The organism is Pseudomonas sp. Soil_N_39, assembly GCF_057655955.1.
Genome location: NZ_JBDGLI010000027.1, coordinates 1 through 21,230, shown reverse-complemented (window position 1 = coordinate 21,230; position 21,230 = coordinate 1). Strand labels below are relative to the sequence as shown.

General features: G+C 61.2%; 19 protein-coding genes and 1 pseudogene. 13 read left to right on the top strand and 7 right to left on the bottom strand.

What is annotated here, in order from left to right; genetic code table 11:
• The first annotated feature begins 342 nt into the window (after nucleotides 1-342).
• Complete coding sequence (locus AC3A5O_RS27145; RefSeq protein ID WP_122565964.1) at nucleotides 343-1,641, top strand: serine/threonine protein kinase; 1,299 nt, start codon at nucleotides 343-345, stop codon at nucleotides 1,639-1,641.
• Nucleotides 1,634-2,422, top strand: coding sequence for an MlaA family lipoprotein (locus AC3A5O_RS27140; RefSeq protein WP_046063621.1), 789 nt, complete (start codon nucleotides 1,634-1,636; stop codon nucleotides 2,420-2,422). Before AC3A5O_RS27145 ends, AC3A5O_RS27140 begins: the two co-directional genes overlap by 8 nt.
• 133 nt (nucleotides 2,423-2,555) lie before the next feature.
• On the opposite strand, the gene AC3A5O_RS27135 is transcribed toward AC3A5O_RS27140, so the two are convergent.
• Nucleotides 2,556-3,470, bottom strand: coding sequence for a DUF808 domain-containing protein (locus AC3A5O_RS27135; RefSeq protein WP_305467927.1), 915 nt, complete (start codon nucleotides 3,468-3,470; stop codon nucleotides 2,556-2,558).
• 290 nt (nucleotides 3,471-3,760) lie between these two features.
• Between AC3A5O_RS27135 and AC3A5O_RS27130 the strand changes: the two genes are divergently transcribed.
• Nucleotides 3,761-4,366, top strand: coding sequence for a TetR/AcrR family transcriptional regulator (locus AC3A5O_RS27130; RefSeq protein WP_014339596.1), 606 nt, complete (start codon nucleotides 3,761-3,763; stop codon nucleotides 4,364-4,366).
• 128 nt (nucleotides 4,367-4,494) lie between these two features.
• On the opposite strand, the pseudogene AC3A5O_RS27125 reads toward AC3A5O_RS27130, so the two are convergent.
• Together AC3A5O_RS27125 and AC3A5O_RS27120 are read right to left on the bottom strand one after the other, a co-directional pair.
• A pseudogene (locus AC3A5O_RS27125) lies at nucleotides 4,495-4,953 on the bottom strand (REP-associated tyrosine transposase).
• A gap of 212 nt (nucleotides 4,954-5,165) precedes the next feature.
• Entirely contained in the window at nucleotides 5,166-5,606 is a 441-nt protein-coding gene (locus tag AC3A5O_RS27120) for a GlcG/HbpS family heme-binding protein (RefSeq protein ID WP_305490919.1), read from the bottom strand.
• Nucleotides 5,607-5,874: 268 nt separating this feature from the next.
• Between AC3A5O_RS27120 and gcl the strand changes: the two genes are divergently transcribed.
• From gcl to AC3A5O_RS27075, 9 genes are all read left to right on the top strand, one after another.
• Nucleotides 5,875-7,650 (top strand): glyoxylate carboligase, encoded by a 1,776-nt coding sequence (gcl, locus tag AC3A5O_RS27115; protein ID WP_487753952.1) that lies wholly within the window; start codon nucleotides 5,875-5,877, stop codon nucleotides 7,648-7,650.
• Between the two features lie 136 nt (nucleotides 7,651-7,786).
• Nucleotides 7,787-8,569: a hydroxypyruvate isomerase gene (hyi, locus tag AC3A5O_RS27110; RefSeq protein WP_487753951.1), complete on the top strand. Its 783-nt coding sequence runs from the start codon at nucleotides 7,787-7,789 to the stop codon at nucleotides 8,567-8,569.
• 159 nt (nucleotides 8,570-8,728) lie between these two features.
• A complete protein-coding gene (locus tag AC3A5O_RS27105; RefSeq protein ID WP_305490922.1) occupies nucleotides 8,729-9,619 on the top strand; it encodes a 2-hydroxy-3-oxopropionate reductase in 891 nt (296 codons plus the stop codon).
• A gap of 147 nt (nucleotides 9,620-9,766) precedes the next feature.
• Nucleotides 9,767-11,047, top strand: coding sequence for a glycerate kinase type-2 family protein (locus AC3A5O_RS27100; protein WP_305467933.1), 1,281 nt, complete (start codon nucleotides 9,767-9,769; stop codon nucleotides 11,045-11,047).
• On the top strand, nucleotides 11,037-12,452 hold the full coding sequence (gene pyk, locus AC3A5O_RS27095) for a pyruvate kinase (protein ID WP_305482329.1): 1,416 nt from the start codon (nucleotides 11,037-11,039) through the stop codon (nucleotides 12,450-12,452). The genes AC3A5O_RS27100 and pyk overlap by 11 nt, the downstream gene beginning before the upstream one ends.
• A 122-nt stretch (nucleotides 12,453-12,574) precedes the next feature.
• Entirely contained in the window at nucleotides 12,575-13,474 is a 900-nt protein-coding gene (locus tag AC3A5O_RS27090) for an urea transporter (RefSeq protein ID WP_305482328.1), read from the top strand.
• A gap of 20 nt (nucleotides 13,475-13,494) precedes the next feature.
• Complete coding sequence (locus AC3A5O_RS27085; protein WP_122565976.1) at nucleotides 13,495-14,316, top strand: ion transporter; 822 nt, start codon at nucleotides 13,495-13,497, stop codon at nucleotides 14,314-14,316.
• 93 nt (nucleotides 14,317-14,409) lie between these two features.
• Entirely contained in the window at nucleotides 14,410-15,408 is a 999-nt protein-coding gene (locus tag AC3A5O_RS27080) for a sulfate ABC transporter substrate-binding protein (protein WP_122565977.1), read from the top strand.
• 251 nt (nucleotides 15,409-15,659) lie between these two features.
• Nucleotides 15,660-16,847: an MFS transporter gene (locus AC3A5O_RS27075; protein WP_487753950.1), complete on the top strand. Its 1,188-nt coding sequence runs from the start codon at nucleotides 15,660-15,662 to the stop codon at nucleotides 16,845-16,847.
• A 61-nt stretch (nucleotides 16,848-16,908) separates the two neighbouring features.
• Here the strand turns inward: AC3A5O_RS27075 and AC3A5O_RS27070 are convergent, their stop codons facing one another.
• The 4 genes from AC3A5O_RS27070 to AC3A5O_RS27055 all read right to left on the bottom strand — a co-directional run bounded on the left by AC3A5O_RS27070 (nucleotide 16,909) and on the right by AC3A5O_RS27055 (nucleotide 20,334).
• Nucleotides 16,909-17,100 carry a PLDc N-terminal domain-containing protein gene (locus AC3A5O_RS27070; protein ID WP_003204476.1) on the bottom strand — a complete coding sequence of 64 codons (192 nt, stop codon included), beginning with the start codon at nucleotides 17,098-17,100 and terminating at the stop codon, nucleotides 16,909-16,911.
• 71 nt (nucleotides 17,101-17,171) lie between these two features.
• The gene (locus AC3A5O_RS27065; protein WP_122565979.1) at nucleotides 17,172-17,702 is read right to left on the bottom strand and encodes a hypothetical protein; all 531 of its coding nucleotides are present in this window, start codon (nucleotides 17,700-17,702) and stop codon (nucleotides 17,172-17,174) included.
• A gap of 192 nt (nucleotides 17,703-17,894) precedes the next feature.
• Entirely contained in the window at nucleotides 17,895-18,413 is a 519-nt protein-coding gene (locus AC3A5O_RS27060) for an ankyrin repeat domain-containing protein (protein ID WP_122565981.1), read from the bottom strand.
• Between the two features lie 94 nt (nucleotides 18,414-18,507).
• On the bottom strand, nucleotides 18,508-20,334 hold the full coding sequence (locus AC3A5O_RS27055) for a long-chain-acyl-CoA synthetase (protein ID WP_122565982.1): 1,827 nt from the start codon (nucleotides 20,332-20,334) through the stop codon (nucleotides 18,508-18,510).
• A 356-nt stretch (nucleotides 20,335-20,690) separates the two neighbouring features.
• Here AC3A5O_RS27055 and AC3A5O_RS27050 point away from each other — a divergent pair, with 356 nt between their 5' ends.
• The gene (locus tag AC3A5O_RS27050) at nucleotides 20,691-20,969 is read left to right on the top strand and encodes a DUF3509 domain-containing protein (protein WP_003204481.1); all 279 of its coding nucleotides are present in this window, start codon (nucleotides 20,691-20,693) and stop codon (nucleotides 20,967-20,969) included.
• The last annotated feature ends 261 nt before the right edge of the window (nucleotides 20,970-21,230 follow it).

Here is a 21,230-nt window from a genome sequence, read left to right as displayed (position 1 = left end):
TCGCCCTCAAACCGGTCTGAACGCCAGTGGAGTACTGACAGGATCGATCATCAACCTGTGCCGTTCCGGAACCTGCTCTGCCTGCGACGTCGAAGCAACGAGAAACGACATCAGAACGCCAGCTAATGATTACGGGCAATTGGCGCCCCTCTCACGCGTGAGATTCGCAGGCCAAATCCGGCAAATGCCAGATAACTAGCCGCCACTGCTCATGACCGTGTATCGTCCCGCTACTATCGCACCCCGTCCGTGCCTGTTTTGTGCCCGTCATGGCACTTGGCTCCGCTTCGGTGGTCATAGCCTGCGAACTTCATTCGGCACCTTCCTCTAAGGGATCCAGTCATGCTCCGTTCCTTGCGCTTCGCTGCCCTCCTCGGCGGCCTTATCCTGAGTGCGTCCGCGCTGGCGGCAGATATTGACGCCGCCAGCTATGGCTACCCCTTGACCAACCCGTTCGAGGCAACCATTGCCACCACCCCGCCGGACCTGCGTCCGGAGTTGCCACTGATCGAAGACATCAATCAGGCGGACCACAGCCTGACCCTGCGCCCGGAACGCGAGTTCATCCTGCCGGACAACTTCTGGCCGGTGAAAAGCCTCACCTACCGCATGGCCACCCAGGACAAGCCCGCGCCGCTGATCTTCCTGATCGCCGGCACCGGTGCGCGCTTTGACAGTAGCATCAATGAATACCTCAAGCGGCTCTATTACAAGGCTGGCTACCACGTTGTGCAGTTGTCCTCGCCCACCAGCTTCGACTTCATGAGCGCCGCCTCACGCTTTGCCACCCCGGGCATCAGCAAGGAAGACGCCGAAGACATGTACCGGGTAATGCAGGCGGTACGCGCGCAAAACCCGAAAGTGCCCGTCACCGAGTACTACCTGACCGGCTACAGCCTCGGCGCCCTGGACGCGGCCTTCGTCGCCCACCTGGACGAAACCCGGCGCAGCTTCAACTTCAAGAAGGTGCTGTTGCTGAACCCGCCGGTGAACCTCTACACCTCGATCACCAACCTGGACAAACTGGTGCAGACCGAGGTCAAGGGCATCAACAGCACCACGACCTTCTATGAACTGGTGCTGAACAAGCTGACCCGCTACTTCCAGCAAAAAGGCTACATCGACCTCAACGATGCCCTGCTCTATGACTTCCAACAGTCCAAGCAGCACCTGAGCAACGAGCAGATGGCGATGTTGATCGGCACCTCGTTCCGCTTTTCGGCGGCCGACATCGCGTTCACCTCGGACCTGATCAACCGGCGCGGCCTGATCATCCCACCCAAGTTCCCGATTACCGAAAGCACCAGCCTGACGCCGTTCCTCAAGCGTGCGCTGCAATGCGACTTCGACTGCTACCTCACCGAGCAGGTGATCCCGATGTGGCGCGCGCGCACCGACGGCGGCAGCCTGCTGCAACTGGTCGACCAGGTCAGCCTGTACGCGCTCAAGGATTACCTGCACGACAGCTCGAAGATTGCCGTCATGCACAATGCCGACGACGTCATTCTCGGACCGGGCGACCTGGGCTTCCTACGCAAGACTTTTGGCGATCGCCTGACGGTTTATCCACTGGGCGGTCACTGCGGCAACCTTAACTACCGCGTCAACAGCGACGCCATGCTGGAGTTTTTCCGTGGCTAAATATCTGCTGCTTATCGCTGCGTTAATGAGTGCGGGCATGGTCCACGCCGACAACAGCAAAGCCAATGCGCCTGTGGTGGTGGATTCGGACGGTTTCAAGGAACCGCTGACCAAGCTCAAGTTCAACCCAGGGCTGGACCAGCGCGAGTTCGAGCGCTCGACCCTCAACGCGTTGAACGTCTATGACCCGCTGGAATCCTGGAACCGCCGGGTCTATCACTTCAACTATCGCTTCGACCAATGGGTCTTCCTGCCCGTCGTCGATGGCTATCGCTACATTACCCCCGGCTTCGTGCGCACCGGCGTCAGCAACTTTTTCAACAACCTGGGGGACGTGCCGAACCTGATGAACAGCCTGCTGCAATTCAAGGGTAAGCGTTCAATGGAAACCACGGCGCGACTGCTGCTCAACACCACCGTCGGCATCGCCGGCCTGTGGGACCCAGCCACCGCCATGGGCCTGCCGCGCCAGAGCGAAGATTTCGGCCAGACCCTGGGCTTCTACGGCGTGCCGGGCGGCGCGTATTTCGTGCTGCCGATCTTCGGCCCGTCTAACCTGCGCGACACCTCCGGCCTGCTGGTGGACTACACAGCCGAATCGGCGATCAACTTCCTGAACGTCTCTGAAGTCAGCTCCAACCACCCGGAGTTGCTGCTTCTGCGCGGCGTCGACAAGCGCTACCAGACCAGTTTCCGCTATGGGCAACTGAACACGCCGTTCGAGTATGAAAAGGTGCGTTACGTGTACACCGAGTCGCGCAAGTTGCAGATTGCCGAGTAACTTTCGGCCACCCCAAAACCCACTGTGGGAGCGAGCTTGCTCGCGATAGCGGTCTACCAGAAAGCATTAATGCTGACTGTCAGGCCTTCATCGCGAGCAAGCTCGCTCCCACAGTTGTTTTGGGTTGTCAGGGTTAGCCTTTCAGCGCCTTCCAGATTTTGCCAATCGCCAGTACACCCACCAAAACCGCTGCCCCCGCCACAATCCCCGCCACCGCATTGAGCAACGTCGGCACGATAAACCCGGCACCACCGGCGCTGGCCGTCACGCCTTCGATCCAATGGTGCACCGCCGGCACGCCATGGGTGAGGATGCCACCACCCACCAGGAACATCGCTGCGGTGCCGATCACCGACAGGCCTTTCATCATGTAGGGTGCCGCGCTCAGGATGGCGCCGCCGATGCTTTTGGCGGCCTGTCCTGGCTTCTGGGTCAACCACAAGCCCAGGTCATCGAGCTTGACGATGCCCGCCACCAGGCCATAGACACCGACGGTCATGATGATGGCGATGCCCGACAGCACGATCACCTGCTGGGTCAGCGCCGCATCCGCGACGGTGCCGAGGGTGATGGCGATGATTTCCGCCGAGAGGATGAAGTCGGTGCGTACCGCGCCCTTGATCTTGTCCTTTTCAAAGGCCACCAGATCGACCGCCGGATCCGCCACCGCCTCGACCAATTGCGCATGTTCGGCCTGGTCCTCGGCCTTGCTGTGAAGGAACTTATGGGCGAGTTTTTCAAACCCTTCAAAACACAGGTAGGCGCCGCCCACCATCAACAACGGCGTCACCAGCCAAGGGACGAAGGCGCTGATCGCCAGCGCCGACGGCACCAGGATCAATTTGTTGATGAACGACCCCTTGGCCACTGCCCACACCACTGGCAGCTCCCGCTCGGCACGCACACCCGACACTTGCTGGGCATTGAGCGCAAGGTCATCGCCGAGCACGCCGGCGGTTTTCTTGGCGGCCATCTTGGTCATCAACGCAACATCGTCGAGCACGGTGGCGATGTCGTCGATCAGTACCAGCAAACTGCTTCCAGCCATGGGGGGCTCCTTGAATAATAATGTTGCGCAGCATACCGCGAGCCGCGGTGCCTGGTGGCCTGTACGGTTAATTCGAGTACTCAAGTTCGAGTGCCAGTGATTGCCAGGCAAGGCGCCATGACGAGTCGTAGCCCGCTACGGCGAGGAATGGTAACGCAGCTTGGCAAGCACTGGCGCCGAAGTTGAGTGCACGAATTAGCCACACAGGCCACTAGGGGCATTCTTGAGCGCCGCGCGAAGCCGGTGCTACCATGCGCCACCGCCAGAACAGGCAAGGAACCCCTGGGTTTATGAGCACAATCCGCGAGCGCAACAAAGAACTGATCCTGCGTGCCGCCAGCGAAGAATTTGCCGACAAGGGCTTCGCCGCGACCAAGACCAGCGACATCGCGGCCAAGGCTGGCCTGCCCAAACCCAACGTCTACTACTACTTCAAATCCAAGGAAAACCTCTACCGCGAAGTGCTGGAGAGCATCATCGAACCGATTCTCCAGGCCTCGACACCGTTCAATGCCGACGGCGTACCCGGTGAGGTGTTGAGTCACTACATCCGTTCCAAGATCCGCATCTCCCGCGACCTGCCCTTCGCTTCGAAAGTCTTCGCCAGCGAAATCATGCACGGCGCCCCCCACCTGAGCCCCGACCTGGTGGAACAACTCAACGCCCAGGCCCGGCACAACATCGACTGCATCCAGACCTGGATCGACCGCGGCCAGATCGCCCCCATCGACCCCAACCACCTGATGTTCAGCATCTGGGCCGCCACCCAGACCTATGCCGATTTCGACTGGCAGATCAGCGCCGTGACTGGCAAGGCGAAGCTGGATGAGGCGGATTACGAAGCGGCGGCGCAGACGATTATTCGGTTGGTGTTGAAGGGGTGTGAGCCAGACTGAAGACCGAGTGGTCTTCATCGCGAGCAAGCTCGCTCCCACAGGTTTTGTTGTGAATACAGGTTCTGCTAACAACCTGAATCCCTTGTGGGAGCGAGCTTGCTCGCGATTGAAGGCAACTAGATTTCGAGTCAAAGCCAAATGGCATCCCACAGCGGATAATCGCCAAGCCGCTTCACCAGACCTGCCCGCAGCGGGTTAGCAACGACATAGCGCGCCATTAATATTAACTCTTCTTCCCGCCGCAAAGCCCGGTCATGGAAGCCCGGCTGTCATAGCCTGCCTCTGTACCCTGTGGATATGTTCACCGCCCGAGCACTCAAGGATTTGGTTTTTTGCATCAACTCATTCAACGAGCCTTGCTGCAATTCAATCAACCAATGGAAATGGTCAGGCATGACCACCCAAGCCAATGACTTCGCCCATCTTTCATCCTGGGCATACCGAAATTGTTCAACGACCAATCTGCCTAAAGCGAAATCCTGGAAAATCGGCTTTCGCTCGACCGTATTAGTGGTCAATAAATAGATTCGATTCAACTCACCGTAACGGCCAGTGCGCAAGCGATGTGAAGCAGGTAGATCAGGCATTCCTTCGCCTCTCCAATGATCAGGTGATCAAAGGCTAGGTCAGTGGATTTTGAATGCCGGGCAGACTCTTGGCTGGATGTGTCTGGGAGGTCGCCATCGCGAGCAAGCTCGCTCCCACACGGGGTTTGCGGTGTTCAGACATTATGTGTCCAACATCGAACCCTGTGGGAGCGAGCTTGCTCGCGATGACGCCAGTCAATTCACCAGAAAAATCAAACAGCAACCCCCACATCCGCCCTCAACTGCACCGCCTCCACGGCCCTGACCGCCACCTGCTCATCCACATCCGATACATCACCGCTGACACCAATCGCCCCCAGCACCCTCCCGTCCTGATCCCTGATCAACACCCCACCCGGGGCCGGTACGACGCTGCCCTGCCCCAATCCATTCAACGCGGCAAAGAATGCCGGGCGTTGCTGGGCGTCCTGGGCGAGCAGGCGCGAGCCTTTGCCCAGGGCGATGGCGCCCCAGGCCTTGCCGATGGCGATTTGCGGGCGAAGCAGGCTGGCGCCATCTTCGCGCTGCAAGGCAACCAGGTGTCCGCCACTGTCCAGGACCGCGACGGTCAAGGGCGCTGCGCTGATTTCACGACCCGCGGCAAGGGCTTGCCCGGCCAGGTTGACGGCGATTTTCAAGGTTAAAACGCTCATGGGTGCTGTCCTTCTTTTGTTATGGGAGAGCCTTGCGGGCTTCACTTTCAGAAAAACCGAACACCACAAATAGAACACAACCCTCTATATTTTTGTATACAATAATTCTCACAAAGCACCTTTACCGACAAAAGACCTCAGCAAAACCTGGCCTTCCGACGAATGAAACAGGTGCTTGAGGAAAGGGATTGACCTGTGTCGTTAGCCGTGAATACACTCTGCACAAAGCCACTTGTATACAATTACAAAACGTAAGAGGCACAAAATAATGAGCAAAATGAGAGCAATCGAAGCCGCCGTTCTGGTGATGCGCCGTGAAGGCGTGGACACGGCCTTCGGCATCCCGGGTGCCGCGATCAACCCGCTGTACTCCGCCCTGCAGAAGGTGGGTGGCATCGATCACGTCCTCGCTCGCCACGTTGAAGGCGCCTCGCACATGGCCGAGGGCTACACCCGGACCAAGGCCGGCAACATCGGCGTGTGCATCGGCACCTCGGGCCCGGCCGGCACCGACATGGTGACCGGGCTCTACAGCGCTTCGGCCGATTCGATCCCGATTCTGTGCATCACGGGGCAAGCCCCCCGCGCCCGTATGCACAAGGAAGACTTCCAGGCTGTGGATATCACCAGCATCGTCAAACCCGTGACCAAGTGGGCCACCACCGTGCTGGAACCGGGCCAGGTGCCATATGCCTTCCAAAAAGCCTTCTTCGAGATGCGCTCCGGCCGCCCGGGCCCGGTGCTGATCGACCTGCCGTTCGACGTGCAGATGGCCGAGATCGAATTCGACATCGACGCCTATCAACCACTTCCGCTGGCCAAACCCGCGGCCAACCGCGTGCAGATAGAGAAAGCCCTGACGATGCTCAATCAGGCTGAGCGTCCATTGCTAGTGGCCGGCGGCGGCATCATCAACGCCGACGCCAGCGACCTGCTGGTGGAGTTCGCCGAGCTGACCGGCATCCCGGTCATCCCCACCTTGATGGGCTGGGGCACCATTCCCGACGATCATCCGCAGATGGTCGGCATGGTCGGCCTGCAAACGTCCCACCGCTACGGCAATGCCACCTTGCTCAAGTCGGACGTGGTGCTGGGCATCGGCAACCGCTGGGCCAACCGCCACACCGGTTCGGTGGACGTCTACACCGAAGGCCGCACGTTCATTCACGTGGACATCGAGCCGACCCAGATCGGCCGCGTCTTCACCCCCGACCTGGGCATCGTGTCCGACGCTGCCTCGGCCTTGACGGTGTTCATCGAAGTGGCCCGCGAGTGGCAAGCCGCCGGCAAGCTGAAAAACCGCAGCGCCTGGCTGCAAGACTGCCAACAACGCAAGGCCAGCCTGCAACGCAAGACCCACTTCGATAACGTGCCGGTCAAGCCACAGCGGGTGTACGAAGAAATGAATCAAGTGTTCGGCAAGGACACCTGCTACGTCAGCACCATCGGCCTGTCGCAGATCGCCGGGGCGCAGTTCCTCCACGTCTACAAGCCACGCCACTGGATCAACTGCGGCCAGGCCGGTCCCTTGGGCTGGACGATTCCGGCAGCGCTGGGGGTGGTCAAGGCCGACCCGAGTCGCAAGGTCGTGGCGCTGTCGGGCGACTATGATTTCCAGTTCATGATCGAAGAGCTGGCGGTGGGTGCGCAGTTCAAGCTGCCCTACATCCATGTCGTGGTAAACAACTCCTACCTGGGCTTGATTCGCCAGGCCCAGCGCGGATTCGACATGGACTACTGCGTGCAACTGTCCTTCGACAACCTCAACGCCCCGGAACTCAACGGCTATGGCGTGGACCACATCGCCGTGGCCGAAGGCCTGGGGTGCAAGGCGCTGCGGGTGTTCGAACCGGCCGGTATCCAACCGGCCCTGCGCCAGGCCCAGGCGATGATCGAGGAGTTCAAGGTGCCGGTGATCGTCGAGATCGTCCTGGAGCGGGTGACCAACATCTCCATGGGCACCGAGATCAACGCCGTCAATGAGTTTGAAGACCTGGCGCTTGTGGGCAACGATGCACCGACAGCCATTTCGTTGCTCGATTGACCGATCGGCATCCCTGTGGGAGCGAGCTTGCTCGCGATGACGGCGCTACATTCAACCCGGATGCAAGCAGACACACCGCTATCGCGAGCAAGCTCGCTCCCACAGGGGGCCTGCCAACTTTCTACAGGAGACCACCATGCCGCGTTTCGCCGCCAACCTGTCCATGCTGTTCACCGAGCAGGATTTCCTCGCCCGTTTCGAAGCCGCCGCCAAGGCCGGTTTCAGTGGTGTCGAATACCTGTTCCCCTATGACTACAGCTCCGCCGAACTCAAGGCCTTGCTCGATGCCAACGGCCTGACCCAAGTGCTGTTCAACCTGCCGGCCGGCGACTGGGCCAAGGGCGAGCGCGGCATTGCCTGCCTGCCGGACCGCGTCGAGGAATTCCGCGCCGGTGTCGACCTGGCCATCGCCTACGCCCAGGTACTGGGCAACACGCAGGTCAACTGCCTGTCGGGGATTCGCCCACAGAACTGCAGTGAAACCCTGGTGGAAAAAACCTTCGTCGCCAACCTGAAATACGCCGCCGAGAAGCTGCAGGCCAAAGGCATCAAGCTGGTGATGGAAGCCATCAACACCCGCGACATTCCCGGCTTCTACCTGAACAACACCGCCCAGGCCCTGTCGATCCGCAAGCAGGTGGGCAGCGCCAACCTGTTCCTGCAATACGACATCTACCACATGCAGATCATGGAAGGTGACCTGGCCCGGACCCTGACGGCGCACCTGGGCGAGATCAACCACGTACAACTGGCGGACAACCCGGGCCGCAACGAGCCGGGTACAGGGGAAATCAACTACCGCTTCCTGTTCGAACACCTGGACCGCATCGGCTACCAGGGGTGGGTCGGCTGCGAATACAAACCACTGACCACCACCGAAGCGGGCCTGGGCTGGCTGAAAACCCACAACGCGATCTGACCCAACTCTTTCCCCCTGTGGGAGCGAGCTTGCTCGCGATGACGTCAGTAAAGCCAACATCACCGGCACTGACCCACCGCTATCGCGAGCAAGCTCGCTCCCACAGGAAAGCAGTCCCTCATTTGCCTGAAGCAGCGATAACAACAAGAGGATTTCCACATGGCTAAAATCGGATTCATCGGCACCGGCATCATGGGCCACCCCATGGCACTGAACCTGCAAAAGGCCGGTCACAGCCTGTTCCTGTCCCAGCACCACGACGCAGCCCCAGCCGACCTGCTGGCCGGTGGCGCGGTGGCGTTGGCCAACCCGAAGGAAGTGGCCCAGGAAGCCGAGTTCATCATCGTCATGGTCCCGGACACACCCCAGGTCGACGACGTGCTGTTCCGCGCCGACGGCGTGGCGGCGGGCGTGGGCCCGGGCAAGGTGGTGATCGACATGAGCTCGATCTCTCCCACCGCCACCAAGGCGTTCGCAGCGAAGATCAATGAGAAAGGCACGCAGTATCTCGATGCCCCGGTGTCCGGCGGTGAAGTCGGCGCCAAGGCCGCGACCCTGAGCATCATGGTCGGTGGCGACAGCGCCGCCTTCGAGCGTGCCCTGCCGCTGTTCCAGGCCATGGGCAAGAACATCACCCTGGTGGGCGGCAACGGCGATGGCCAGACCGCCAAAGTGGCGAACCAGATCATCGTCGCCCTGAATATCCAGGCGGTGGCCGAAGCGTTGTTGTTCGCCGCGAAAAACGGTGCCGACCCGGCCAAGGTCCGTGAAGCGCTGATGGGCGGTTTCGCATCGTCGAAGATCCTCGAAGTGCATGGCGAACGCATGATCAAGGGCACCTTCGACCCAGGCTTCCGCATCAGCCTGCACCAGAAGGACCTGAACCTGGCCCTCCAAGGCGCCAAGGAACTGAACATCAACCTGCCCAACACCGCCAACGCGCAGCAAGTGTTCAGCACCTGCGCGGCCATTGGTGGCAGCAACTGGGATCACTCGGCGCTGATCAAGGGGTTGGAGCATATGGCCAATTTCTCCATCCGCGACAAATAAGCCCTGCACCGCCCCTTGTGGGAGCGAGCTTGCTCGCGATAGCGGTTTTACATTCAACAACGATGTTGGCTGGGCCACCGCTATCGCGAGCAAGTTCGCTCCCACAGGGGCCGTATCAACACTAAGAATAAGAACCGGGAGCCCGCCATGTCGGTCGATCCGCAACAACTGCTGCGCGAGCTGTTTGCCACAGCCATCGACGCGGCCCATCCGCAGCACGTCCTTGAACCCTACCTGCCCCGCGACCGCAGCGGCCGGGTGATCGTCATCGGCGCCGGCAAGGCCGCGGCGGCCATGGCGCAGGTGGTTGAGCGCTGCTGGCAGGGCGAAGTGTCCGGCCTGGTGGTGACCCGCTACGGTCACGGCGCGCCCTGTCAGAAAATCGAAGTGGTGGAAGCCGCCCACCCGGTGCCAGACGCCGCTGGCCTGGCCGTGGCCCAGCGAGTGCTGGGGCTGGTGAGCAACCTCAGCGAAGACGACCGGGTGATCTTCCTCTTGTCTGGCGGCGGTTCCGCCCTGCTCGCCTTGCCGGCCGACGGCATCACCCTGGCTGACAAGCAATCGATCAACAAAGCCCTGCTCAAATCCGGCGCGACCATCGGCGAGATGAATTGCGTGCGCAAGCACCTCTCGGCGATCAAGGGCGGGCGCCTGGGCAAGGCCTGCTGGCCGGCGACGGTGTACACCTACGCGATTTCCGACGTACCCGGGGATCTCGCCACGGTCATCGCTTCCGGCCCCACCGTGGCCGACCCCAGCACATCGGCCGAAGCCCTGGCGATTCTCCAGCGCTACCACATCGAGGTGCCGGCGTCGGTGCGCAACTGGCTGCAAAGCCCGGCATCGGAAACCGTCAAGCCCGGCGACCCGAGCCTGGCCCGCAGTCATTTCCAACTGATCGCCCGCCCCCAGCAATCCCTGGAAGCCGCAGCGGTGAAGGCTCGCCAAGCCGGTTTCAGCCCGTTGATCCTCGGCGACCTGGAAGGCGAATCCCGGGAGGTGGCAAAAGTCCACGCCGGCATCGCCCGGCAAATCGCCCTGCACGGCCAGCCACTGGCGGCACCGTGCGTGATTCTCTCTGGCGGCGAAACCACCGTCACCGTGCGCGGCAATGGCCGTGGCGGGCGCAATGCCGAATTCCTGCTGAGCCTGACCGACAGCCTCAAGGGCCATCCCGGCATCTACGCGCTGGCCGGTGATACGGACGGTATCGACGGTTCCGAAGACAACGCTGGCGCCCTCATGACCCCGGACAGCTATCGTCGCGCCGCCGAGCTAGGCCTGAACGCCAGCGACGAGTTGGATAACAACAACGGCTACGGCTACTTCGCCGCCTTGGATGCGCTGATCGTCACTGAACCGACCCGCACCAACGTCAACGACTTTCGCGCCATCCTGATCCTCGAGAACCCCAACCATGACGCCTGATAAAAAGGTCAAGATCCTCGCAACCCTCGGCCCCGCCACCCGTGGCATCGATGACATCCGCGCGCTGGTGCAGGCCGGCGTGAACATCTTCCGCCTGAACTTCAGCCACGGCGAGCATGCCGACCACGCCCAGCGCTACCAGTGGATTCGTGACGTCGAGCAGCAGCTCAATTACCCCCTGGGCATCCTGATGGACCTGCAAGGCCCGAAGCTGCGGGTTGGCCAATTCGCCGACGGCAAGGTCCTGCTGCAACGGGGCCAGGCCCTGCGCCTGGACCTGGACCCGACACCGGGTGATCAACGCCGGGTCAACCTGCCCCACCCGGAAATCATCGCGGCCCTGGAGCCCGGCATGGACCTGCTGCTGGACGACGGCAAGTTGCGCCTGCGCGTGACCGCCAGGCACCGCGACGCCATCGACACCGAAGTGCTCAACGGCGGCGAGCTGTCGGACCGCAAAGGCGTGAACGTGCCCCAGGCCGTGCTCGACCTGAGCCCGTTGACCGCCAAGGACCGACGCGACTTGAGTTTCGGCCTGGAACTGGGCGTGGACTGGGTGGCGTTGTCGTTCGTCCAACGCCCCGAAGACATACGCGAGGCTCGTGCGCTGATCGGCAACAAGGCGTTCCTGATGGCGAAGATCGAGAAACCGTCGGCGGTGAGCCAACTGCGGGAAATCGCCGAATTGAGCGACGCGATCATGGTCGCCCGTGGCGACCTGGGGGTCGAAGTCCCGGCCGAAAGCGTGCCGCAGATTCAGAAAAATATCATTGGCACCTGCCGCGCCCTGGGCAAACCGGTGGTGGTGGCGACCCAGATGCTTGAGTCGATGCGCTTTTCCCCGGCGCCCACCCGTGCCGAAGTCACCGATGTGGCCAACGCCGTGGCCGAGGGCGCTGATGCAGTGATGCTGTCGGCGGAAACCGCCTCCGGTGATTACCCCCTCGAAGCCGTGCAGATGATGAGCAAGATTATCCGCCAGGTGGAAAATGGCCCCGACTACCAGGCGCAGCTGGACGTCAGCCGGCCGAAAGCCGAGGCCACGGTGTCGGATGCCATCAGCTGCGCGATCCGGCGCATCAGCAGCATCCTGCCGGTGGCGGTGCTGGTGAACTACAGCGAATCGGGCAGCTCCAGTCTGCGGGCGGCGCGGGAACGGCCGACGGTGCCGATCCTCAACCTCACGCCGAACCTGCAGGCCGCCCGCCGCCTGACGGTAGCCTGGGGCGTGCACTCGGTGGTCAATGACCGGTTGAAGCAGGTGGATGAAGTCTGCTCCACCGCCCTGGAAATCGCCCAGGCCCAAGGCATGGCCCAGCGCGGCGATACCTTGCTGATCACCGCGGGCGTGCCGTTCGGGCAGCCGGGGTCGACCAATTCGCTGCGCATTGAGACGTTGCTCTAGCGTTTGTACTGGCCTCATCGCGAGCAAGCTCGCTCCCACAGGGGTTTGTGATCGCCGCAAATCCAGTGTGGGAGCGAGATTGCTCGCGATAAGGGCAACTCGGTCCATCAGACATACCCATCATGCCTAACACCCACTGCCCCGACTGGGCCACCGCCCTGCTCAACGGCTTCAGCCAAATCTTCCTCCAGCGCCATCCGCTGTGCGGCCTGCTGTGCCTGCTGGCGATCCTGCTCACGGCGCCCGCCCTGTTCGGCGGCGCGTTGCTCGGCGGGGTGGCCGGGTTGCTGACGGCCCAGCGACGCGGTTACGCCAAGGCCGACCGGCAAGCCGGGCTGTTCAGCTACAACGGCATCCTGCTGGGCTTGCTGCTGAGCCTCGCGTTGCCCTGGTCCGTGCTGTTGCCGCCGTTGATCCTCGCCGCAGGCGGCCTCAGCGCGATGCTGACCCAGCAGTGGCTCAAACGCACCCGAGGCCCTCGCTGCCTGCCCGCCTACACCGCGCCCTTTGTCGGATTGGCTTGGCTACTGACGGGGTTCACCCTGCCGTCATCCCCCGCCACCGCGATTGAAATGACGATACCCAACCTGCTGGCCGCGCTTCTGAGCGGACTGGGCCAGGTCATGTTTCTCGGCCACCCGGCGGCCGGTGCGCTGATCGCCGCCGGCCTGCTGCTGGCCAACCGGCGCGCCGTCGCGTGGGCATTGTTCGCTTCCGCCGTCGGCCTGGCCTTCACCTTGTCGCAACATGAAAACGCAACCGCCCTCTCCGGGCTGGGCGGCTACAACCCGGTGTTGGTAGCGCTGGCCCTCAGCCAACAACGCCGCCCATGGCTACCACTGACGGGCATCTGCCTGGCGGTCGTGCTCACGCCAGGTTTTATCGCCCTTGGCCTGCCGCCCCTGACGGCACCGTTCATCCTGGCCTGCTGGCTGATCCAGGCCACCAGCCGGGCGTGGCACCAGGCCAGCCTCGACAGCGCGCCTTGCGCTCTACGGGGCAATCACCCTAGGCTTCGCTGATTCCGGTTCAGGCGACGAGTATGGACAGCAGCAACTGGCGTGAACGCCTCTACGTGATCATTTTCCAGACCGACACCGTGGCCGGCCGGCGCTTCGACAGCACCCTGCTGTTGATCATCCTCGCCAGCCTGGTGATCGTGATGCTCGACAGCATCGACAGCGTGCACAAAAACTACGCGACCCTGCTGGCCGCTATCGAGTGGGGCTTTACCTTCATCTTCATCGTCGAGTACGGCCTGCGCCTGTATTGCTCGCCCAAGCCGCTGCGCTATGCCTTCAGTTTCTATGGGCTGGTGGATCTGCTGGCGATCGTGCCGGGGATCCTGGCGCTGTACTACAGCGATGCCCAATACCTGCTGATCATTCGGATCATCCGCATGCTGCGGATTTTCCGTGTGCTCAAGCTCAGCCCTTACCTCAAGCAGGCCAACTACTTGATGGCGGCGCTGCGCGGGAGCAAGCAGAAAATCATCGTGTTCCTGGTCAGCGTCTCGACCCTGGTGACCGTCTTCGGCACGCTGATGTATGTCATCGAAGGGCCCGAGCACGGTTTCACCAGCATTCCCAAGGGCATCTATTGGGCTATCGTGACACTGACCACCGTAGGCTTCGGCGACATCGTGCCCAAGACGCCCCTGGGCCAAGTGGTGTCGTCTCTGGTGATGATCACCGGTTACTCGATCATCGCCGTGCCAACGGGTATTTTCACGGCTGAACTGGCCACGGCCATGCGCGGTGACCAGCTCAAGCACGATTGCCCGGTGTGCAGCAAAAACAACCATGAACATGGCGCCGCCTTCTGCTCCCGTTGTGGCAATGCGCTGTTTAAAAAATTGGAATAAGCAAAGCACTTTTTGATGCTTGAAGGTCTATAGGCTTGCAGCTAGTGTGCTGGCTAATTGCCCGGAACCCCCGTTAATAAAAAGGAATTCGCAGTGAAGAACTTCTTTGGCGCCTCCCTTCTCGCCGCTGGCCTGACCTTCGGCAGCCTGGCCCACGCCGCCCCGACCCTGCTCAACGTTTCCTACGACGTGATGCGTGATTTCTACAAGGACTACAACGCCGCCTTCCAAAAGCACTGGCAGGCCGAGCACAACGAAAACATCACCGTGCAGATGTCGTTCGGCGGCTCCAGCAAGCAGGCACGCTCGGTGATCGATGGGCTGCCGGCGGATATCATCACCATGAACATGGCCACCGACATCAACGCCCTGGCGGACAACGGCAAACTGGTGCCCGAGAACTGGGTCACCCGCCTGCCGAACAACAGCGCGCCGTTCACCTCGGCCACGGTATTCATCGTGCGCAAAGGCAACCCGAAAGCACTGAAAGACTGGCCCGACCTGCTCAAGGACGGCGTGCAAGTGATCGTGCCCAACCCGAAGACCTCCGGCAACGGTCGCTACACCTACCTGTCGGCCTGGGGTTACGTGCTGAAAAATGGCGGTGACGAGAACAAGGCCAAGGCCTTCGTCGGCAAACTGTTCAAGCAGGCGCCAGTACTGGACACCGGCGGTCGCGCCGCGACGACCACCTTCATGACCAACCAGATCGGCGACGTGCTGGTGACCTTTGAAAACGAGGCGGAAATGATCGCCCGCGAGTTTGGCCGCGACCAGTTCGAAGTGATCTACCCAAGCGTTTCCGCCGAGGCCGAGCCACCGGTCAGCGTGGTCGACAAAGTCGTCGAGAAAAAAGGCTCCCGCGAAGCCGCCGAGGCGTACCTCAAATACCTGTGGTCGCCTGAAGGCCAGGAAATCGCCGCCGCCAACTACCTGCGCCCACGGGACCCGGCGGTGCTGGCCAAATACACCGACCGCTTCCCGAAGGTGGACTTTTTGTCCGTGGAAAAAACCTTCGGCGACTGGCGCACGGTGCAGAAGACTCACTTCAATGACGGTGGGGTTTTCGACCAGATCTATAGCGGGCAGTGAGGCACTGATCGCATAGGGTTGCCAGAGAGCTTTTGTGGCGAGGGAGCTTGCTCCCGCTGGGTGGCGAAGCCACCCTGAAAACGATGAGCGCTTCGCACTCGAGTGGGAGCAAGCTCCCTCGCCACATAAAGCGCTCATCACAGCAACCATCATCAACCACAAACATGTCTGGTATCAGCCACAAAGCCTGTTCCAGAGCAGCACAACTCTTTAGCCTCACGCCATCTTTCCTGTTCACTGACGAGATTGCCATGAGTGCCCACCCCGCCACCCTGACCCGAGGCATGGTCCTGCTGTTCGCTTTTTGCTGCGGCGCCATCGTCGCCAACATCTACTACGCCCAACCCATCATCGAACTGATCGCCCCCGATGTCGGCCTGAGCAGCACCATGGCCAGCCTGATCGTTTCGCTGACCCAGATCGGTTATGCCCTGGGCCTGTTTTTCCTGGTGCCGCTGGGGGACTTGCTGGAGAACCGGCGGCTGATGATCATCACCACGCTGGTGGCGATTGCCAGCCTGTTGGGGGCGGCGTTCACTGACCAGCCGAATGTGTTCCTGCTGGTCTCGCTGCTGGTGGGGTTCAGTTCGGTGTCGGTACAAGTCCTGATTCCGCTGGCCGCGCACCTGGCGCCGGAGGAGTCCCGGGGGCGGGTCGTCGGGGGGATCATGGGCGGCCTGCTGCTGGGGATCCTGCTGGCGCGGCCGATCTCCAGCGTCGTGGCCGATCACTTCGGCTGGCGGGCCATGTTCATCATCGCCGCCGCGTTGATGGCCGCGATCAGCATCGTCCTGGCGCTGATCGTGCCCAAGCGCCAGCCCGACCATAGCGCTTCCTATGGCCAACTGCTGGGTTCACTCGGCACCCTGCTGCGCCAACAACCGCTGTTGCGGCAACGGGCGTTCTACCAAGCCTGCATGTTCGCCACGTTCAGCCTGTTCTGGACTGCCGTGCCGCTGGAACTGTCACGCAACCATGGCCTGTCCCAGACTGAAATCGCCCTGTTTGCCCTGGTCGGCGCCATCGGTGCCATCGCCGCGCCCATCGCCGGTCGCCTGGCGGATGCCGGCCATACCCGCAACGCCTCGCTGCTGGCGATGTTGTTCGCCAGCCTGAGTTTCCTGCCGGCGTTCATCCATCCGCTCTACAGCGTGATCGGCCTGGCGGTGACCGGCGTGGTCCTGGATTTCTGCGTGCAAATGAACATGGTCCTGGGCCAGCGCACCATCTACGCCCTCGATGCCAAGAGCCGCAGCCGGCTGAATGCGTTGTACATGACCAGCATCTTCGTCGGCGGCGCCTTCGGTTCATCGATTGCCAGTGCGGTGTACGAGCACGGCGGCTGGTTGTGGGTGGTGATCGTCGGCAGCGCCTTCCCGCTGTTGGCCTTGCTGCGCTTCTTGAGTGCCTCGCGCAAGCCAGCCCTGGCCACGGCCTGAAACCCCACGCATAAAAAAATGCCCGTTCGCTTGAAGCGATCGGGCATTTTCATTGGAGCGGTCAGATCCGCACGTTGCCCCGCGGCCCGGCAATCGCCCAGATGATCAGGCCCAGGACCGGCAACAGCAGGATCAGCAGCACCCAGAGGATTTTCATCCCGGTTTCCGCGCCACTCTTGAGGACATTGATGATCGCCCAGATATCGAGCGCCAGGATAATCAGGCCGACCAGGCCGTTGAAGGTGGAACCCATGGTGTCGCTCCCAAATGGTGATGTGCCCCCTTAGGATAGCGGGCCCCCGGCATGGGTTCCGTTTTATTGCTTCAGACGTGAACCGCGACCTTGAGGGCTTCCAGGGCCGGCGCGGCGGCGATGCCGACTTCGGCACACAATTCCAGCACTCGCGGCACGTCGTTGCCGTACACCAGCACCATTTGCAACTCATCGTCGAGCAACTGGCTGAAGTTCATCAACACATAGCCACCGTTTTCCTTGTTCAAGCTGCTCATCTGGATCTGGATACGGTTGAGCGCGGTCAGGGCTTCGGTTTTCGCCAATTGCTTGGGCTTGAGGTTGAACGCCACGCCAGGGCCGAACGAGGCAACGATCTGCTCGAACAGGTCCACGTAGGTGTCCGCCTGGAACAGCACGGTGTCTGGCAGGCTGCCCGCCACCACCCATTCCCCCAACGGGATCGGGAAGGTGTCGTCGTAGTTGATATCGGGGTTGGCCGTCAGGAAAGCCGCCGGATCGGCGTAGGCCTGGGCCGCTTCGTCAGCGATTCGTTCAATGTCAGCCTCGCCAAGGCAGCCGGAGCTGATTTTGCCGATGAGTTCGATGAGGGCGGCTTTCATGGGGATGAATCCTGTGGCGAAGGGTGTTTTGAGGGCGGGCAGGATAGCGCATTCGCATGCGGATTAGGATTGGAGAAGGACCTGTGGTGAACGAGCATTTTGTGGGAGCAAGGCTTGCCCGCGATGAAAACAACGCGGTTTCTCTGGAAACGAGGTGCCTGTATCGCGAGCAAGCTTTGCTCCCACAGCCTATCAGCCCAACATCTTTTCCAACTGCGCCGTGGTGTCCACCGCGCCCATGGTCCGGGCGGCATCAAGGGCCGAGACGCCGTTGGCATCCTTGGCTTTCGGGTCGGCGCCTTTGCCGATCAGGTAGTCGACGATTTCCACCCGGTTGAACATCGCCGCCATCATCAAGGCGGTACGGCCATCGAAGGAGGCGCCTTCCACTTGCGCGCCGCCGTCCACCAGCGCCGCGACCACGGCCAGGTCGCCCTTGAAGGCCGCGCCGGCAATCGGGCTCTGGCCGTTGTCGTTGCGGATTTCCGGATCGGCTTTGTGCTCCAGCAACACTTTCACCGTTTCCACATGCCCGTGGTAAGCGGCCAGCATCAACAGGGTGTCGCCCTTGTGGTTGCGCAGGTTGGGCGGCAGGCCCTTGCTCAGCAGCGCGGCCATCATGGCCGCGTCGCCCTGGCGTGCGACGTTGAACACCTGCTCGGCAAACTCGGCAGCCTCTTCCGGGGTCATCTGGCGGCTTGTATCGGACATGGGAAACTCCACTCGGCTCTTCGCAAAGCGGCTAGTTTCCCGAGGGACCTGGGCGCTGTCATCCCTTTTTTCACTGTGCCCGCCATAGCCAGAATCAATAACGCAATTGTCCGTCCTGAATCCGGGTCGCCAATTGTCGGTCCACCCGCACGTACGTATCAGTGCCCGGCAGCCAGGCATAGACCGGCTCATCCCCCATGATGCACGGGTCGAACCCTTCAGCCTTGAGGCGCGTCTTCTGGTACTTGAAGGTGCCGGTGGTATCCATCTTCACCTTGATGCGCAGGAACAGCGGCACGGCATAAGCGGGCAATTTACATTGCAGGAATTGCAGCAACTCGCTGAAGTCCAGGGTCGCCAGGGATTCGGACGGGGTGATCGCCGCCATGCCGGCACGGCCATTGGTGCCATTGATCTCCACGCCATAAGCCACCGCCTCGGCCACCTGCGGGTGTTGCAGCAAAACGTTTTCGACTTCCGTGGTGGAGACGTTTTCGCCTTTCCAGCGATAGGTGTCGCCAAGGCGGTCAACAAACCGCCCATGCCCGAAGCCGATGTTGCGCAGCAGGTCCCCGGTGTTGAAATAACGGTCGCCCGGCGCAAAGGCATCCCGGCAGATAGTCTTTTCGGTCAAGGCCTGATCGGTATAGCCGTCCAGTGGCGCCTTCTCGTCGATCCGCGCCAGCAGCAGTCCCGGTTGGCCCCTGGGTACTTTTTGCATGTGCCCTTGCAGGTTGCGCAACGGCAGGCCACTGGCATGGTCGTACTGCACCAGCTCCCAGCCCATCAGGGAGAACCCGACGGTGTTGTCGAAATTCAGGATGTTGGTGAAACCGATATTGCCGTCGCTGGCTGCATATAGCTCGCAGATATGATCGATACCGAAACGCGTCTTGAAGGCCGACCAGGCCCCGGGCCGCAGGCCGTTGCCGATCATTTTCTTTACGCCGTGGTGGCGGTCATTGGCAGCGACAGGCTGGTCGATCAGGTAGCGGCACAACTCACCGACGTAACCCAGCGTGGTCGCCCGGTAGCGGCGTACGTCACTCCAGAACTGGCTGGCGCTGAACTTGCGTCGAATCGCGAACCCCGATGCCCCACAGATCGCCGCCCCCCAACACACGCACAGGCCCGTGGCGTGGTACAGCGGCAAGGTGCAATAGACGACATCGTCGGGCTGCATGTCCAGGGCGATCAGACCGAAGCTGGTGGACGTGCGCATCCAGCGACCGTGGCGAAACACCCCGGCCTTGGGCAGCCCGGTGGTGCCCGAGGTGTAGAGGTAAAAACACGGATCGTTGCAGAAAACCTCCCGGCTGCACGCCGGGTTATCGTCCGGGTAATCCTCGCAACCGGCCAACAGGTCGATGAAACCGGACGGGGCATCGGTACTGTCCTGATCCGCCAGCCACCAGGCCCTGCTGCTCGACAGTGCGGTGCGCGCTCGCACATCGTTGAAAGCCGCGACCCGCTCATCCCCGACCACTACCGCGACCGGGTTGACCAGGGCCAGGCTGTGCACCAACGCATCACCGGTTTGCGAGGTGTTGAGCATGGCGCTGACCGCGCCAATCTTGGCCATCGCCAGCACGCTGATCAACAGCTGTGGCCGGTTCTCGATGAAGATCGCCACGCAATCGCCCTTGCCGATGCCTTGGGCCAACAGGTAATGGGCGATGCGATTGGCCTGCGCGTTGACCTGTGCATAACTCAACACCGTATCGCCACACAGCAGTGCCGGCCCCTGGGGATTGCGTTGGGTGGCCTGCTCGAAACACCAGCCCAGGCCACATGGCTGGGTCGGGTCCTGGACATTGGCCAGCTTCATGCCCTTGACAATCCGGGGTACGACTCTGGCGATGGCGGGCAGCTTGCGCAGCATCATGCCCCAGGTAATGGCGTCGCTGGGTGTACGACTCATGGTGTTCTTCCCCGTTCGACCTCGTGGGTCTCGGTTCTTGTTATCGGGCTGGCGGTGATTTTGGCTCGAAAGTACGCTGGCGATTGCGGCGCTGTACATGCGGTTTTTGCAATGTTTTGTATCCGCTGCCGGAGGCAGGAGGTGCGTGAGCGCCGGAAAACGATTTGGTTCCAAAAATCGTTGCTCGACCCCGCAAAATGCAGGATGCACGATGACCATTCATGCAAGATGCACGAAAGCGAAAATAGAGAAAAAACATAACGTGTTGTTTTTAAAGTATTTTTTATAAGAGCAAATGCTGGCACAGACAGTGCAACCACCTCTCCACGGTTTGCCACACCATGGAGCAGTCAACTATGAACATGATTCAAGAAAAGTTTGCATCCCTGTTTTCCAACTACGAAGTGACCACTCAGCCCCGCCCGGATGGCGGCATTTTGCTGACCTTGCGTAATAGTGACGGCAAGCTGTTCAAACGCACGATTTCCTATGCTCAATTGCATGCTGGGGATCAGTTGTCCTGGGCGATCAGCGCGATTCGTCGTGACTTGGCTGAACAGGCTAGTGAGTTGCCACAGATCACGTTGTTGCAGAGCCAGCATCGGTTTGCGCTGCCGACTTACCATAGCGCTTGAGTCTGCTGGAAAATCCGCTTTGCTGTTCACTTGGAAACGGCGCTTTTTCAGAGATGGGAAGCGCCGTTTTTTTGTGCGTTGGGAGAGGCTGCTTTGGTGTGTATATCCATTTCTGCGGTAACGGCTACTGACGGTTCCGCTTTTACAGCGGCTCACTTTTGAAGAGCCCGGAAGCCGGCCCAGTCAAAAGTAAGCAAATGTATGGTCAGCCCATCTCCTGCAACCACGGGCGATGAGCGGTAAAGCATGCTTGCACTAATG